Below are 16,058 nucleotides of genomic sequence, written 5' to 3'. Positions count from 1 at the left end.
AGGAGTCATCATGACCGCAAAATCCCTGCTTACCGCACTGCTGCCCCTGGTCAGCGACCTGTCTCGCGAGCTGCCCGAACGCGAACGCTACCGTCGCCTGCTCGAAGCCATGCGCGCCCTGTTGCCATGCGACGCCGCCGCGCTGCTGCGCCTGGATGGCGAATGGCTGGTCCCCCTGGCGGTGGACGGCCTGAGCCCCGACACCCTGGGCCGGCGCTTCAAGGTCAGCGAACACCCGCGCTTCGCCGCCCTGCTCAGCCGCAGCGAGCCGACCCGCTTTGCCAGCGACAGCCAACTGCCCGACCCCTACGACGGCCTGGTCGAGGGCCTGCACCAGCACCTGGAGGTACACGACTGCATGGGCTGCCCGCTGTTCGTCGACGAACGGCCCTGGGGCCTGATCACCCTCGATGCGCTGGCCCCGGAGCGCTTCCAGCAGGTCGAGCTGGACGCCCTGCAGGCCTTCGCCAGCCTGGCCGCCGCCACGGTCAACGTGGCGCAACGTATCGAACGCCTGGCCCTGCGCGCCGAAGACGAACACCAGCGCGCCGAGATCTACCGCCAGGCCAGCGGCCAGCAGCACCAGGAACTGATCGGCCAGAGCAAGGCCCACAAGCACCTGCTCGAAGAGATCCGCCTGGTCGCCGGCAGCGACCTGACCGTACTGGTCACCGGTGAAACCGGAGTCGGCAAGGAGCTGGTGGCCCAGGCCATCCACCAGCAGTCGGCGCGTGCCGACAAGCCGATGATCAGCCTCAACTGCGCCGCCTTGCCCGACACCCTGGTCGAGAGCGAGCTGTTCGGCCATGTGCGCGGCGCCTTCACCGGCGCGGTGGGCGAGCGACGCGGCAAGTTCGAGCTGGCCAACGGCGGCACACTGTTTCTCGACGAAGTGGGCGAACTGTCGCTGGCCGTGCAGGCCAAGTTGCTGCGCGTGCTGCAAAGCGGACAGCTGCAGCGCCTGGGCTCGGACCAGGAGCACCAGGTGGATGTACGCCTGATTGCCGCCACCAACCGCGACCTGGCCGAGGAAGTGCGTGCCGGGCGCTACCGCGCCGACTTCTACCACCGCCTGAGCGTGTACCCGCTGCGGGTGCCGGCGCTGCGCGAGCGCGGGCGCGACGTGCTGCTGCTCAGCGGCTACTTCCTGGAGCAGAACCGCTCGCGCATGGGCCTGAACAGCCTGCGCCTGAGCAGCGATGCCCAGGCCGCGCTGCTGGCGTACGACTGGCCGGGCAATGTGCGCGAACTGGAGCACCTGATCGGCCGCTCGTCGCTCAAGGCGCTGGGCCAGCACCCCGAGCGGCCGAAGATCCTCACCCTGGAGGCCCGCGACTTCGACCTGCCCGGCGCCGGCCCGGGGGCAGCGCCCAGCGTGGCGGCGCCACTGCCACCACCGCCCGGCACCGACCTGCGCCAGGCCCTGGACCTGTACCAGCGCCAGCTGATCGAGGCCTGCCTGGAGCGCCACCAGCACAACTGGGCCAGTGCCGCGCGCGAGCTGGGCCTGGACCGCGCCAACCTCAGCCGCCTGGCCCGCCGACTGGGGCTACGCTGAAGTGCAGTGGCGGATTAAAGCCTGGCGTGCTCGGGTCGATAACCCGGCAGATCCCTTATTCTCTTTGCCCTGAAGGTGCCTATGGCCTCGCAAAATGCCCGCGCCGACTCGCTGTCGCTGCTGCTGTTCACCCTGCGCAGCGGCAAGCTGATGGCAATCAACCTGCTCAAGGTCAGCGAGATCATCCCTTGCCCGCCCCTGACCAAGCTCCCGGAATCGCACCCGCACGTCAAAGGCGTGGCCACCCTGCGGGGCAACTCGCTGTCGGTCATCGACCTGTCGCGCGCCATTGGCGAGCGCCCGTTGGAAGACCCCAACGGCGGCTGCCTGATCGTCACCGACATCAGCCGCTCCAAGCAGGGCCTGCACGTGCAGGCGGTGAGCCGCATCGTGCATTGCCTGAGTACCGACATCAAGCCGCCGCCCTACGGGTCGAGCAGCAAGGCATTCATCACCGGGGTAACCCAGGTGGACGGCACCCTGGTGCAGGTGCTGGACATCGAAAAGGTCATTCACGGCATTGCGCCGCCGCCGCGTGAAGTGAGCAGCAGCGAGCTGAACCCCGAAGACGCCGCCGTTCTGCAGGCCACCAACATACTGGTGGTCGATGACAGCCATGTGGCACTCCACCAGTCGGTGCTGACCCTGCGCGGCCTGGGGCTGGAATGCCACACCGCCAAGAGCGCCAAGGATGCCATCGACACCCTGCTGGAGCTGCAGGGTACCGACCGGGAGATCAACGTGGTGGTCTCGGACATCGAGATGTCCGAGATGGACGGCTACGCCTTCACCCGCACGCTGCGCGAAACGCCTGACTTCCAGCACCTCTATGTACTGCTGCACACCTCGCTGGACAGCGCGATGAACAGCGAGAAAGCCCGGCTGGCAGGGGCGAATGCGGTGCTGACCAAGTTCTCCTCGCCGGAACTCACCGATTGCCTGATCGTGGCCGCGCGGGCGGTGGCTTTCGCCGAGCGCTGAGCCGACCCCCTTCGCCGGCAAGGCCGGCTCCTACAGGGGCCGTGATCCCTTGCCGGCGAAGGGGCCAGGACAAACGCTGAAACGCTCCTGCTCCTGCAAAAACCGATGCTCTGGCATAATCAGCGGCCTCTCCCCTCATGAGCCGCCCATCATGAAAGCCCTCACCTTCGCCCTGCTGGCCCTGTTCAGCCTCGGCGCCCATGCCTCCAGCGACCAGGCCTGGGCCGACCACGAACAAGCCCTGACCAGGGCCTGCCTCGCCGCCAGCCAGTTCAAGGATGCCCGGCCCGCCAGCAAGCCGGCCGAGTTCGACGACCGCGTCGGCTACAGTGCCCTGCTGATCAGCGGCCACTACCCGCAAAAGCACATGAAGAACCAGAAAGGCAGCGAGCTGTGCCTGTTCGACAAGCAGCGCAAGACTGCCTTCATCACCGAATGGACCCCCGCCAAACCGTGACCAGCGCTGCAACCTCACTCCAGTTCGACTGCACCGGCTGTGGCAAATGCTGCAATGGCCACCACGTTCCCCTGACCCTCGACGAAGCGCGCCACTGGGTGGCAGATGGCGGCCAGCTCATCGTGCTGGTGGAAGCCTTTCTGGCCAACGGCCTGGGCCTGCCCGACGCCCAGCGCGAGCACGCCACCCGCCGTGCCTGCGCCGTGCCCTGCGGCAGTACCCAGGCACACGTGGCCATCACCTTCGCCGCGTTCAACCCCGGCGCCTGCCGCAATCTGGATGCCGACAACCTGTGCCGCATCTATGAGCGCCGGCCGCTGGTGTGCCGCATCTACCCGATGGAAATCAACCCGCACATCCCGTTGCGCCCCGACGCCAAGGACTGCCCGACCGAAGCCTGGCAACGCGGCCCGGTACTGATCCACGGCAGCCAGCTGATGGACCGCCAACTGGCCGAGCTGATCGAGCGCTCGCGCCAGGCCGACCGCGACGATATCCACGCCAAGGTGCAGATCTGCCAGCAACTGGGCATCACCACCAGCGCGCTCAAGGGCAACGGCTTCACCGCCTACCTGCCCGACACCGGGGCGCTGCACGCCGCCCTGCATGCCCCGGGCAACGCCGCGCTGGCGCCCTGGACCCTGCACGTGGAAAACCCGGCACTGGTCGAGCAACTGCATCAGGCCGGCGCCCGGGTGTGCAGCACATCGGCTGGCCACTACAGCTTCATCGGTTTCTGAGCGGCGCCTAGCGGCGCTGCCAGAACTCCTCGGCCAGGCGCCGGAGGTCTTCGGCCAGGCCGGCCACGTCGCTGGCGTTGGCATGCCCGTGCTGACCGGCCACCACGCTCTCTTCGCTGGCCTGGCGAATGCTGATGATGTTGCGGTTGATGTCTTCGCTGACCAGGCTCTGCTGCTCCACCGCCGCAGCAATCTGCAGGCTCATCTCGCTGATCTGGTTGACCTGCTGGCTGATGCCGTCCAGCGCCACCGCCGCCTGCTGCGCCTGCTCGACGCTCTGCCCGGCATGCTCGCGGCTCTCGTGCATGGCCTGCACCGCATCGCGGGTGCCGCGCTGCAAGGCGCTGATCATGCGCTGGATTTCGCCGGTGGACTCGGCCGTGCGCTTGGCCAGGCCGCGCACCTCATCGGCGACCACCGCAAAGCCACGCCCCTGATCCCCCGCCCGCGCCGCCTCGATGGCCGCGTTCAGTGCCAGCAGGTTGGTCTGCTCGGCGATGCTGTGGATAACCGACAGCACCCCGGAAATTTCCATGCTGTGGCCTTCCAGGGTGTGGATAACCTCGGTGGCAGCGCTCAGCGCGCTGGCCAGCTCGAGGATGCTGCTGCGGCTGCGATCCACCAGCTGGTGACCATTCTGGGTGGCATCCTCGGCATGCTCGGCGGCCTCCGAAGCCTGCTGGGCATTGCTGGCCACCTCGGCCACGCTGGTGGTCATCTGGTTGATTGCCGCCGCCACCTGATCGGCCTCGCCCTGCTGGCCCAGGGTGGTGGTGTGGCTGTGCTGAAGGTGCTGGGCCAGCTCTGCGGTGTGGCCGGCCAGGCGCTGCGAGGTGTCGCCAATGCGCCCCACCACCGCCCCGATCTGCGCCTCGAGCATCAGCAGGGCGAACTCGATCTGCCCCACGGCGCCCGCCTTGCCGGTATACAACTGCTGGCTCAACGGGTTGTCGGCAATCGACTGCGCCCGCACCCGTAGTTGTTCCAGTGGGCGCAGCAGCACCGACACCAGCAGCGCACTGAGCCCACCGGCGGCCACCAGCTCCAGCAGCCACTGCCACGGCAGCGTCGGCAACAGCAGGCGGCTGGTGCCCAGCACCACTGCCAGCACCAGGCCTGTGCCCAGCCCCAGCTGCAACGCCAGGCCAGGGCGCGGCAGGCGTTGCCACCAGGGCAACGGGCGCTGCTGGCGCAAGCGTGCATAGCAACGTTCGGCGGCCTCCACCTGCGCCGGGGTGGGCTTGGTGCGCACCGACTGGTACTCCACCGTCTGGCCCTGGCTGGTGACCGGCGACACGAATGCGCTGACCCAGTAATGGTCGCCATTCTTGCAGCGGTTCTTCACCAGCCCCATCCACGAGCGGCCGGCCTTGAGGGTCTGCCACATCTGCGCAAAGGCCTGGGAAGGCATGTCGGGATGGCGTACCACATGGTGCAACTGGCCAATCAGCTCGTCGCGCTCGAACCCGCTGACCTTGAGAAAATCCTCGTTGGCATAGGTAATGGCGCTGGTCAGATCGGTGGTGGAAAGGATATTCGCGTCACCGGGGTAATCTACATTGCGGCCGGTCACAGGCAGATTGCTCTTCATCGAAAGCGCTCGCGTTTTTATAGGTGGAGGGGCGGCAGGGCGAGAGACTCTACGGGGCAACATTTAGTAAAACCTTGATCCAGCGCAGACTATTGGCACTTGGCCATCTGCCAGCTGACAGCGCTGACAGGTGGGCGTCACACTGCTGACCCCCAGTAGCAGCTATAACCTACTGACAGCCCTCCTTTTTCTGCCCTGGCGCCGTGCACGCATGCGAATTTCCAGCTCTCGAGTGTTTTTTTTCGGCCTGATAGCGTTGCTGCTGGGCCTGGCGCTGTACCTGACTTTCGGTCGCCACACGGCCAGCCAACCGGCCATGCCCGTGGCCACCCCGGTCAGTGTGATCCAGGTGCAGCAGCAGGATGTGCCGCACTACCTCAGCGCCATCGGCGCGGTGCAGTCGCTGCACAGCGTGCAGATCCGCCCCCAGGTGGAGGGCGTGCTGACCCGGATCCTGGTCAAGGAGGGCCAGTCGGTGCAGGCCGGTGACCTGCTGGCCACCCTGGATGACCGCAGCATCCGCGCCAGCCTCGAGCAGGCCCAGGCGCAACTGGGCCAGAGCCAGGCCCAGCAGCAGGTGGCCGAGGTCGACCTCAGGCGCTACCGCCTGCTCAGCGAAGACAACGGCATCTCGCGCCAGACCCTCGACCAGCAGCAGGCGCTGGTCAACCAGCTCAAGGCAAGCATCCTCGGCAACCAGGCAGCGATCGCTGCGGCCAAGGTGCAGTTGTCGTATACCCAGATCCGCTCGCCGGTCACCGGACGGGTGGGCATTCGCAACATCGACGAAGGCAACCTGGTGCGCACCAGCGACGCCCAGGGCCTGTTCAGCGTGACCCAGATCGACCCTATCGCGGTGGAGTTCGCCGTGCCGCAGCAATGGCTGCCGACCCTGCAGGGGCTGGTGGCCGCCGAACCCCCGGCGCCGATCCGTGCCTACCTCGAAGGCAACGGCGACAGCGGCGGCCTGCTGCTGGGTGAAGGGCACCTGAGCCTGATCGACAACCAGATCGCCGCCAACACCGGCACCCTGCGCGCCAAGGCCGCGTTCGACAATGCCCAGGCCCGCCTGTGGCCGGGGCAACTGGTGAGCCTGAAGATCCAGACCAGCATCCAGCGCGATGCGCTGGTGGTGCCCCCCGGCGTGGTGCAGCGGGGCATCGACCAGCACTTCGTGTACCGCGTCGAGGGCGACAAGGTCGCGGTGGTGCCGGTCAAGGTGCTGTACCAGGACAGCAACCTCAACGTGATCAGCGGCGTAGCGGTCAACGACACGCTGGTGGCCGACGGGCAGTCGCGGCTCAGGCCCGGCGCCCGGGTCGAGGTACTGACAGCCCCGCCCGCCGCGCCCGTCGGCGACGATGTTGCCGGCAGCGGTGTGCAGCCATGAGCGGGCGCAGCTCGATCAGTGCGTGGTGCATCGACCGCCCGGTGGCCACCCTGCTGCTGACCTTCGCCCTGGTGCTGCTGGGCGTGGTGGCGTTCCCGCAGTTGCCGGTGGCACCGCTGCCCGAAGCGGACTTCCCCACCATTCAGGTCAGCGCGCAGCTGCCCGGCGCCAGCCCCGAGACCATGGCCTCGTCGGTGGCCACCCCGCTGGAGGTGCAGTTCAGCGCCATCCCCGGCATGACCCAGATGACCTCCAGCAGCGCACTGGGCTCCACCAGCCTGATCCTGCAGTTCACCCTCGACAAGAACATCGACACAGCCGCCCAGGAAGTCCAGGCCGCGATCAACACCGCCTCCTCGCGCCTGCCCCAGGACATGCCGAGCCTGCCCACCTGGCGCAAGGTCAACCCGGCCGACAGCCCGGTGCTGATCATGACCGTCAGCTCCGCGCAGATGCCGGCCAACGAACTGAGCGACTACGCCGAAACCCTGCTGGCACGCCAGCTGAGCCAGATCGACGGGGTCGGGCTGGTCAACATCACCGGCCAGCAGCGCCCGGCGATTCGCGTGCAGGCCCAGCCGGAAAAACTCGCCGCCATCGGCCTGACCCTGGCCGACCTGCGCCAGGCCATCCAGCAGACCAGCCTCAACCTGGCCAAGGGCGCGCTGTACGGCGACAGCAGCGTGTCGACCCTGGCCACCAACGACCAGCTGTTCCACCCCGATGAATACGCCCAGCTCATCGTCGCCTACCGCGACGGCGCCCCGGTACACCTCAAGGACGTGGCCACGGTCATCAACGGCGCCGAAAACGCCTATGTCAAAGCCTGGTCCGGCGACCAGGAAGGCCTCAACCTGGTGGTGTTCCGCCAGCCCGGGGCCAACATCGTCGACACCGTGGACCGGGTCATGCAGGCGCTGCCGCACCTGGAGGAAATGCTCCCGGCATCGGTGCAGGTGTCGGTGCTCAGCGACCGCACCCAGACCATCCGCGCCTCGCTGCACGAGGTGGAGATCACCCTGCTGATCGCCGTGCTGCTGGTGATCGCGGTCATGGCGCTGTTCCTGCGCCAGTGGTCGGCCACGCTGATCGTCTCCAGCGTGCTGGGGGTATCGCTGGTGGCCAGCTTCGCGCTGATGTACCTGTTCGGCTTCAGCCTGAACAACCTGACCCTGGTGGCCATCGTCATCGCCGTGGGGTTTGTGGTGGACGATGCCATCGTGGTGGTGGAAAACATCCACCGGCACCTGGAGGCCGGCGACGACAGCCGCACGGCTGCCCTCAAGGGCGCCGGCGAGATCGGCTTCACCGTTGTCTCGATCAGCTTCTCGCTGGTGGCCGCGTTCATTCCGCTGCTGTTCATGGGGGGCGTGGTGGGGCGGCTGTTCAAGGAGTTCGCCCTCACCGCCACCTCCACCATCCTGATTTCGGTGGTGGTCTCGCTGACCCTGGCGCCGACCCTGTGCGCGCTGTTCATGCGCCGCCCGCAACACCCCGAGCACGCCGCACCGACCTTCGGCGAGCGCCTGGTGGCCGGTTACGATCGTCTGCTGGTCAGGGCCCTGGCGCACCAGCGGCTGATGCTCGGGCTGTTCTTCGTGACCCTGGCCCTGGCCATCGGCGGCTACGTGGCCATTCCCAAGGGCTTCTTTCCGGTGCAGGACACCGGCTTCATCCTCGGCACCACCGAGGCCGCGGCCGACGTGTCGTATCCGGACATGGTGCGCAAGCACCAGGCGCTGGCGAAGATCATCGAGGCCGACCCTGCGGTACGCGCGTTCTCGCACTCGGTGGGGGTTACCGGCAGCAACCAGACCATCGCCAACGGGCGCTTCTGGATCGCCCTCAAGGACCCTGCCCAGCGCGACGTGTCGGCCAGCGAGTTCATCGACCGGCTGCGCCCCAAGGCCGCCCAGGTGCCGGGCCTGGTGCTGTACCTGCGGGCCGGGCAGGACATCAACCTCAGCTCCGGGCCCAGCCGCAGCCAGTACCAGTACGTGCTCAAGAGCAACGACGGCCCGGCGCTCAACCTGTGGACCCAGCGCCTGACCGAACGCCTGCACGCCAACCCGGCGTTCCGCGACCTGTCCAACGACCTGCAGCTGGGCGCCAGCGTGACCCGCATCGACATCGACCGCCAGGCCGCCGCGCGTTTCGGCCTGACCACCGCCGACGTTGACCAGGCGCTGTACGACGCCTTCGGCCAGCGTCAGATCAGCGAGTTCCAGACCGAGACCAACCAGTACAAGGTGATCCTGGAAATCGATGCACGCCAGCGTGGCAAGGCCGAGAGCCTGGCCTACTTCTACCTGCGCTCGCCCCTCAGTGGCGAGATGGTGCCGCTGGCGGCGCTGGCCAAGGTCGCGGCGCCCAGCACCGGGCCGCTGTCGATCAGCCACGACGGGCTGTTCCCGGCCGCCAACCTTTCGTTCAACCTGGCACCGGGGGTGGCCCTGGGCGATGCGGTGAGCATCCTCGAACGCACCCAGCGCGAGCTGGGCATGCCGGCCTCGATCATCGGCACCTTCCAGGGCGCGGCCCAGGCCTTCCAGAGTTCGCTGTCGAGCCAGCCGTGGTTGATCCTGGCCGCGCTGGTGGCGGTGTACATCATTCTGGGGGTGCTCTACGAGAGCTTCGTGCACCCGCTGACCATCATCTCCACCCTGCCCTCGGCGGGCCTTGGCGCACTGGCGCTGCTGTGGCTGATGGGCCAGGACTTCACCATCATGGGCCTGATCGGCGTGGTGCTGCTGATCGGCATCGTCAAGAAGAACGGCATCCTGCTCATCGACTTTGCCCTGGAGGCCCAGCGCCAGCGCGGGCTTGCGCCAGAGGCGGCGATCCACGAGGCGTGCCTGACGCGCTTTCGTCCGATCATCATGACCACCCTGGCCGCCCTGCTGGGCGCGGTGCCACTGATGCTCGGCGCCGGGGCCGGGGCCGAGCTGCGCCAGCCGCTGGGAATCGCGGTGGTGGGCGGGCTGCTGGTCAGCCAGGCGCTGACACTGTTCACCACGCCGGTCATATACTTGGCCCTGGAGCGCCTGTTCCACCGCCGCCGCAACGACCTGCCGGCGGCCCGGCCGATCGAGAACTGAGAGCCGACCATGCGCGTGCTGATTATCGAAGACGAACAGAAGACCGCCGACTACCTGCATCGCGGCCTCACCGAACAAGGCTTTACCGTGGACCTCGCTCCGGACGGCATCGAGGGCCTGCACCTGGCCCTCGAGGGCGACTACTCGGTGATCGTGCTCGACGTGATGCTGCCGGGCCTGGATGGCTACGGCGTACTGCGCGCCCTGCGTGCACGCAAGCAGACCCCGGTGATCATGCTCACCGCCCGCGAGCGCGTCGAAGACCGCATCCGCGGCCTGCGCGAAGGCGCCGACGACTACCTGGGCAAGCCGTTCTCGTTCCTCGAACTGGTGGCGCGCCTGCAGGCGCTGACCCGCCGCAGCGGCGGGCACGAGCCGGTGCAGATCCAGGTCGCGGACCTGTGGGTGGACCTGATCAGCCGCAAGGCCAGCCGCGCCGGCCAGCGCCTGGAACTGACCGCCAAGGAGTTCTCGCTGCTCAGCGTGCTGGCGCGCCGCCAGGGCGAGATCCTGTCCAAGACCGCGATTGCCGAGCTGGTGTGGGACATCAACTTCGACAGCGACGCCAACGTGGTGGAGGTCGCCATCAAGCGCCTGCGCGCCAAGCTCGACGGCCCGTTCGAGACCAAGCTGCTGCACACCATCCGAGGCATGGGCTATGTACTGGAAAGCCGTGCGCACTAACTCCATCGCCCTGCGCCTGAGCCTGCTGTTCAGCCTGGTGGCGCTGGGCGTGTTCCTGCTGATCGGCGGTGCCCTGTACAAACAGGTCGACCGCAGCCTCGACCTGCTGCCGGAGGCCGAACTGGACGCCCGCTACAGCGTGCTGGAATCGGCGCTGACCCGCTATGGCACCCGGGAGCACTGGGCCAAGATCACCAACAAGCTCAACCTGCTGAGCGAGGAAGACCGGCGTATCCGCTTCTGGGTGGTGAGTGGCGACGCGCACTACGAGTACGGCCAGCCCGACGCCGCGCTACGCGACTTTGCCGCCGGCCCGCTGGGCATGCGCGACCTGCAGCTGGAGGGCCGGCCGTACCCGTACAAGGTGCTGGTGAGCGAGCTGCCGGCGCTGGACCGGCGCCCTGCCCTGCGCTTTCTGCTCGGCATCGATACCGAAACCTTCTGGCACACCCAGCACACCCTGCTGGGGGCATTGATCAGCCTGGCGGTGATCGGCGTGCTGCTGGCCTCGGCCCTGGGCTACTGGGCTGCCCGCATCGGCCTGCGGCCGCTGCGGGCGCTGTCGGCCGAGGCCCAGCAACTGGCGCCACCGCACCTGAGCGCACGCCTGTATGCGGCCGACCTGCCGCCAGAGCTGCAACAGTTCGCCGGCACCTTCAATGCCACCCTGGAGCGGGTCGAGCAGGCCTATTCACGCCTGGAGGGGTTCAATGCCGACGTGGCCCATGAGCTGCGCTCGCCCCTGACCAACCTGATCGGCCAGACCCAGGTGGCGCTGACCCGCGGTCGCAGCGCCGAACATTACTTCGAGGTACTGCAATCGAACCTGGAGGAACTGGAGCGGCTGCGCAGCATCGTCAACGACATGCTGTTCCTGGCCAGTGCCGACCAGGGCAACAAGGCCACCGCGCTGACCAGCAGCTCGCTGGCCGAGGAAGTGGCGACCACCCTGGACTACCTGGACTACATCCTCGAGGACGCCCAGGTACGGGTGCAGGTCAGCGGCGATGCACGGGCGCGCATCGAGAAGGCGCAGTTGCGCCGGGCGCTGATCAACCTCCTCAACAATGCGGTGCAGCACACGGCCCGCCAGCAGGTGATCCAGGTGCATATCGAGCGTCAGGGCGAGCAGGTATGCATTGCCGTGAGCAACCCGGGCCCGGCCATCGAGGCCGTGCACCTGCCTCGCCTGTTCGAGCGCTTCTACCGGGTGGATGCCGCGCGCAGCAACAGCGCCGTGGGCAACCATGGGCTGGGGCTGGCGATCGTCAAGGCGATTGCGCTGATGCATGGCGGCAGCGTGTTTGCCCGCAGCCAGGCGGGGGCCAATACCTTCGGGATTCTGTTGCCGGCCTGAAGCCCCCATCGCGGGTCAAGCCCGCTCCTACAAGGGCCAGCGAACACCCTGTGGGAGCGGGCTTGACCCGCGATGGGCCAAACGCTGCGCTCGACTGTTGCCCGAAATGCAACAGTGCATTGCCCAATCCCCTCTGTTTCAACCCCCCACCGAGGACTATCGTACCCACACCAAATAGATAGCTTGCTATGCAAGAAGGTAGCTTCAAATGTCCAACAGTATGGGTATTGCCAGTATTTTCGTCCTGTCGTCCGTATTGCTCTCGCCCCTGGCCATGGCCGAGGAGTCCCCTGCTTTCGTGGCGCAGTACGCCGCCCGCGCCGCTGCCGCGCAGCAAGGCCGCGAAGCCCTCGCCCAGCAGCAGGACCACGCCAAAAACCTGGAGCAGACCGCGTCCAAAGGTTCTGCGAGTGCCGACAAAGACAGCTGATACGCTGCCTCTGCCTCTCTCCTATTCCCTCGACTGCTGCGCTGGCGACGTGTTCGCCTGCGTGGCCGTCTTTCAAAGCCGCTGCTATCAGCGGCTTTTTTTTGGCCTGGACAAAAGGTTCTGCGGCCAGAGATGTGTCCTCACAAGAAAACACCGCTTCGCACAATAAAAAGCTGCATCCCTCACCTCAAGGAGTCCACACCGGTGATCCACGCGTTTCGCTTGACCCCGCTGTTCGTTGCGCTGGCTGCAACGATGCCCCTGCACGCCCAGGCCGACGAGGCCGAAGGCTTCGTCGAAGGTGCGCACCTCGACGTGCTCAGCCGCAACTACTACCTCAACCGCAACCAGCTGCAGCGCGGCAACCACGACAACCGTGAATGGGGCCAGGGCTTCATCGGCAAGTTCGAGTCCGGGTTCACCCAGGGCACCGTGGGCTTTGGTCTGGATGCCCATGCCATGCTCGGCCTCAAGCTGGACGGCGGTGGCGGTACGGCGGGTTCGAGCATCCTGCCCTACCACTACAAGGACGATGGCGAACTGGGCAAGGCCCCGGATTCGTTCTCCAATGCCGGCGCTGCCATCAAGCTCAAGGCCTTCGACACCGTACTGCGTGCCGGCGACCTGTTCCTGACCAACCCGGTGATCGCCGGTGGCGAAACGCGCATGCTGCCGCAGACCTTCCGCGGCGTCAGCCTGACCAACAACAGCATCGACGGGCTGCAACTCGAAGGCGGCCAGGCCAGCTTCACCAAGCTCTACAACCAGAGCGGCCACAAGCGCATCGGCGCTACCTACGGCAACCTGCCAGATGACCGCGAAAGCCGTCACCTGAACTGGGCCGGCGCAGCCTGGGCACCGGTCGAAGGTTTTACCAGCAGCCTGTACGCCGCCGAACTCAAGGACGTGTGGAACCAGTACTACCTGGACCTGGACTACACCTGGCAGTTCGCCGACGGCGTCAGCCTCAACCCCGGCCTGCACTACTACCACACCCAGGACACCGGCGATGCGCTGCTGGGCAGCATCGACAACAACACCTACAGCCTGCACCTGGCGCTCGGCGTGGGTAACCACACCGTCACTGCGGTGTACCAGCGAGTCAACGGCAACACGCCGTTCGACTACATCACCCTGGGCGACAGCGTGTACCTGGACAACTCGCAGATGTACTCGGACTTCAACGGGCCTGGCGAGCGTTCGTGGAAACTCAAGTACGCCTATGACTTCGCCGGCGTCGGCATGCCCGGCCTGACCACCGCCGTGTCGTACTCGCGCGGCAAGCTGGACCTGAGCAAGGTCGACCCGGCCAGCGCCGGCTACAGCAACTGGTACAGCGCCGACGGCGACAATGCCCGCCACTGGGAACGCGACATGGACCTGGCCTACGTGTTCCAGCAAGGTTCGCTCAAGGACCTCAGCGTGCTGCTGCGCTGGGCCTCGCACCGTGGCAGCCAGGGCTACGCCCAGGTCGACAACGATGTGGACGAATACCGCGTGATCGTCGAGTACCCGCTCAACGTCTTCTGATCCTACCGCCATGCGCCAAAGAGCTTGCAGGATGCAGGCTCTTTTCCTGCAAATAGCCCCAAGATGCCGTACATCAATCGGCACCAGCAACAGCTTGTCCGACAATCTGCACCCGCCTAGAATACCGCCGCCTCGCACCTGCCCTTTCAACGACAGCGGTACGAATCACCTCCATCATGCCTTCGCGCCTTCCGCCCCAGCGCCCGACCCTGTACAGGACTCATCCGGAGTTGATCCTTAACCTGGGCAGTTGCCTGGCGGTTCTGGCCATCATCACCATCGTGACTTTCCTGCTGGTACGCGAAAAAGCCAACGTGGGCCAGGCGGCCGCACGCTCGGCCAGCAATATCGTGCAGTTGATCGACACCGACATCGTGCGCAACGTCGAGCTCTACGACCTGTCGCTGCACGGACTGATCTGGGCCATCCAGCGCCCTGAGCTGGCCAGCGTGGCCGCGCCGCTGCGCCAGCAACTGCTGTTCAACCAGGCCTTCACCGTGCCGTTACGCGGCGACATCCTGTGGCTGGACCGCAACGGCAACGTGGCGGCCGACTCCACCAGCGTGGTGCCACGCAGCGCCAACTTTGCCGACAGCAAGGTGTTCCAGGCCCATCGCGACAACCCGGGCCTGGGCCTGGTCATCAGCCCGCCATTCAAGGCACGCCTGGGCGAGCTAGACTGGTGCATCAGTTTCAGCCGGCGCATCAACGATACCGATGGGGCCTTCGCCGGTATCGCGTCAGGCGCCCTGCGCCTGGCCTACTTCAGCGAGCTGTTCCAGCGCCTGGACATCGGCCGCGACAGCAGCGTCAACCTGTTCAACAGCGACGGCGTGATGCTCGCCCGCCACCCTTCGCTGCCCAGCGACCCGCTGATCGGCGCCGACTTGTCCGAGCAGCCCAACTTCAAGCGCGCAATGGCCCAGGGCAACGGCAGCTTCACCGCGCGTTCGAGCCTGGACGGCAAGCATCGCCTGTACACCTTTTCACGGGTGGACGACCTGCCGCTGCTGGTGGTGGTGGCCTTGTCCACCGACGAGGTCTATGGCTCGTGGCGGCGCACCGCACTGGTGGTCAGTATCGCTACCGGCCTGTTGTGCATCGGCATCCTCTGGCTGTCGTTGCTGCTGGGGCGCGAATTGCGCAGGCGCCACAGCGCCGAGCAGGGCCTGGCCGAACTGGCAGCCACCGACAGCCTCACGGGGCTGGCCAACCGTCGTCAGCTCGACCAGGTACTGCGCCGCGAATGGGCACGTGCCCAGCGCAGCCAGCGCCCGCTGGCGGTACTGATGGTGGATGTGGACCACTTCAAGGCGTTCAATGAACGCCACGGTCACCAGGGCGGAGACGAAGCGCTACGCCAGGTGGCGACGACGATCGCGCACAGCATTCGCCGCCCGGCGGACCTGGCCGCGCGATATGGCGGGGAGGAATTTCTGGTGATCGTGCCCGAGACCGACCTCAACGGCGTGCTGACCCTGGCCGAACGTATCCGCAGCAGCGTCGAGGCATTGCCGCCGTTCGGCGACGACCAGCACCCGGTGACCGTCAGCATTGGCGTGGGCCTGCAGACGCCAGAAGCCCAGCAGGATCTTTCGACCTTGCTGGGCTGTGCGGACGATGCGCTGTATTGCGCCAAGCGCAACGGGCGCAACCGGGTAGAGGTGTACGCCGGTTAGGAACGTGCGCGGGCCGCGTCGCGCAGCACCTTGACCTGGTCATGGTTGCGCTGCACGCCATGGTACTGGCGCTCGACCAGGGCATATGCCGGGTCACTTGCCGGTACATTCAGCTTGGCCAGTTTTTCCAGGGCATCCTTGTAGGCTTTGAGGGCGTGGTCTTCACCGCGCTCCACTTCTTCCAGCACCGCCTTGTCGTCGTTGCTGGTCAGCGAAGACTTGAGGTTGACCCAGGCGCGGTGCATGTCACCGCTGAGGCTGGTGGTGGTTTCCGGGTCGCCGCCCAGGGAACGCACGTGCTGCTGCAGATCTGCGGCGGCGCTACGGCATTCGCCTTCACGCTGCAGGAAGAACGCCTTCAGGTCCGGGTTCTTGGCATCCTCGGCAGAAGTCTTGAAGCCCTTCTCGCCATCCTTGCTGTACTCGATGAGGTTGTTCAGAACCGAAATAACGTCTTTGTTCACGTTGGTCATGACAGTGCTCCTTTGCATGAGGGTGGTTGCGTAGTACAGGAGCAGTGTTCATGCCAGCTTTTCTGTAAAAATTAAATCTTTTAAAATCAA

The 16,058-nt window shown here is 66.4% G+C and carries 13 protein-coding genes and 1 pseudogene; 11 read left to right on the top strand and 3 right to left on the bottom strand.

What is annotated here, in order from left to right:
* The first annotated feature begins 10 nt into the window (after nt 1-10).
* From norR to JZZ72_RS11510, 4 genes are all read left to right on the top strand, one after another.
* Nucleotides 11-1,558 carry a nitric oxide reductase transcriptional regulator NorR gene (gene norR / locus JZZ72_RS11525; protein WP_043864401.1) on the top strand — a complete coding sequence of 516 codons (1,548 nt, stop codon included), beginning with the start codon at nt 11-13 and terminating at the stop codon, nt 1,556-1,558.
* Nucleotides 1,559-1,639: 81 nt separating this feature from the next.
* A complete protein-coding gene (locus tag JZZ72_RS11520) occupies nt 1,640-2,539 on the top strand; it encodes a chemotaxis protein (protein ID WP_043864400.1) in 900 nt (299 codons plus the stop codon).
* A gap of 151 nt (nt 2,540-2,690) precedes the next feature.
* Nucleotides 2,691-2,996, top strand: coding sequence for a hypothetical protein (locus JZZ72_RS11515; RefSeq protein ID WP_043864399.1), 306 nt, complete (start codon nt 2,691-2,693; stop codon nt 2,994-2,996).
* Nucleotides 2,975-3,736, top strand: a complete 762-nt coding sequence (locus JZZ72_RS11510; RefSeq protein ID WP_078479911.1) for a YkgJ family cysteine cluster protein — start codon at nt 2,975-2,977, stop codon at nt 3,734-3,736. The genes JZZ72_RS11515 and JZZ72_RS11510 overlap by 22 nt, the downstream gene beginning before the upstream one ends.
* A gap of 7 nt (nt 3,737-3,743) precedes the next feature.
* Here JZZ72_RS11510 and JZZ72_RS11505 read toward each other — a convergent pair whose 3' ends face one another.
* Both JZZ72_RS11505 and JZZ72_RS28260 read right to left on the bottom strand, forming a co-directional pair.
* Nucleotides 3,744-4,835 carry a methyl-accepting chemotaxis protein gene (locus JZZ72_RS11505; protein ID WP_387517202.1) on the bottom strand — a complete coding sequence of 364 codons (1,092 nt, stop codon included), beginning with the start codon at nt 4,833-4,835 and terminating at the stop codon, nt 3,744-3,746.
* Between the two features lie 162 nt (nt 4,836-4,997).
* Nucleotides 4,998-5,327, bottom strand: a pseudogene (locus tag JZZ72_RS28260) (PAS domain-containing protein); the annotation flags it as partial.
* Between the two features lie 211 nt (nt 5,328-5,538).
* Between JZZ72_RS28260 and JZZ72_RS11500 the strand changes: the two are divergent.
* The 7 genes from JZZ72_RS11500 to JZZ72_RS11470 all read left to right on the top strand — a co-directional run bounded on the left by JZZ72_RS11500 (nt 5,539) and on the right by JZZ72_RS11470 (nt 15,495).
* Nucleotides 5,539-6,717 carry an efflux RND transporter periplasmic adaptor subunit gene (locus JZZ72_RS11500; RefSeq protein ID WP_058541382.1) on the top strand — a complete coding sequence of 393 codons (1,179 nt, stop codon included), beginning with the start codon at nt 5,539-5,541 and terminating at the stop codon, nt 6,715-6,717.
* Nucleotides 6,714-9,815 (top strand): multidrug efflux RND transporter permease subunit, encoded by a 3,102-nt coding sequence (locus JZZ72_RS11495; protein WP_043864395.1) that lies wholly within the window; start codon nt 6,714-6,716, stop codon nt 9,813-9,815. Before JZZ72_RS11500 ends, JZZ72_RS11495 begins: the two co-directional genes overlap by 4 nt.
* A 9-nt stretch (nt 9,816-9,824) precedes the next feature.
* Nucleotides 9,825-10,499 (top strand): heavy metal response regulator transcription factor, encoded by a 675-nt coding sequence (locus JZZ72_RS11490; protein ID WP_043864394.1) that lies wholly within the window; start codon nt 9,825-9,827, stop codon nt 10,497-10,499.
* Nucleotides 10,474-11,856: a heavy metal sensor histidine kinase gene (locus JZZ72_RS11485; protein ID WP_104572934.1), complete on the top strand. Its 1,383-nt coding sequence runs from the start codon at nt 10,474-10,476 to the stop codon at nt 11,854-11,856. The genes JZZ72_RS11490 and JZZ72_RS11485 overlap by 26 nt, the downstream gene beginning before the upstream one ends.
* 208 nt (nt 11,857-12,064) lie before the next feature.
* Nucleotides 12,065-12,286 (top strand): hypothetical protein, encoded by a 222-nt coding sequence (locus tag JZZ72_RS11480; protein ID WP_043864392.1) that lies wholly within the window; start codon nt 12,065-12,067, stop codon nt 12,284-12,286.
* Between the two features lie 255 nt (nt 12,287-12,541).
* Nucleotides 12,542-13,816, top strand: a complete 1,275-nt coding sequence (locus JZZ72_RS11475) for an OprD family porin (protein WP_236066263.1) — start codon at nt 12,542-12,544, stop codon at nt 13,814-13,816.
* Nucleotides 13,817-13,992: 176 nt separating this feature from the next.
* A complete protein-coding gene (locus JZZ72_RS11470; protein ID WP_210014482.1) occupies nt 13,993-15,495 on the top strand; it encodes a GGDEF domain-containing protein in 1,503 nt (500 codons plus the stop codon).
* Here the strand turns inward: JZZ72_RS11470 and JZZ72_RS11465 are convergent.
* Nucleotides 15,492-15,968: a PA2169 family four-helix-bundle protein gene (locus JZZ72_RS11465; RefSeq protein WP_043864389.1), complete on the bottom strand. Its 477-nt coding sequence runs from the start codon at nt 15,966-15,968 to the stop codon at nt 15,492-15,494. The two genes, JZZ72_RS11470 and JZZ72_RS11465, sit on opposite strands and share 4 nt — an antisense overlap.
* Nucleotides 15,969-16,058: the final 90 nt, after the last annotated feature.

Source organism: Pseudomonas palmensis, assembly GCF_017848315.1.
Classification (GTDB): domain Bacteria; phylum Pseudomonadota; class Gammaproteobacteria; order Pseudomonadales; family Pseudomonadaceae; genus Aquipseudomonas; species Aquipseudomonas palmensis.
This window is presented reverse-complemented; position numbering and strand designations above follow the sequence as displayed.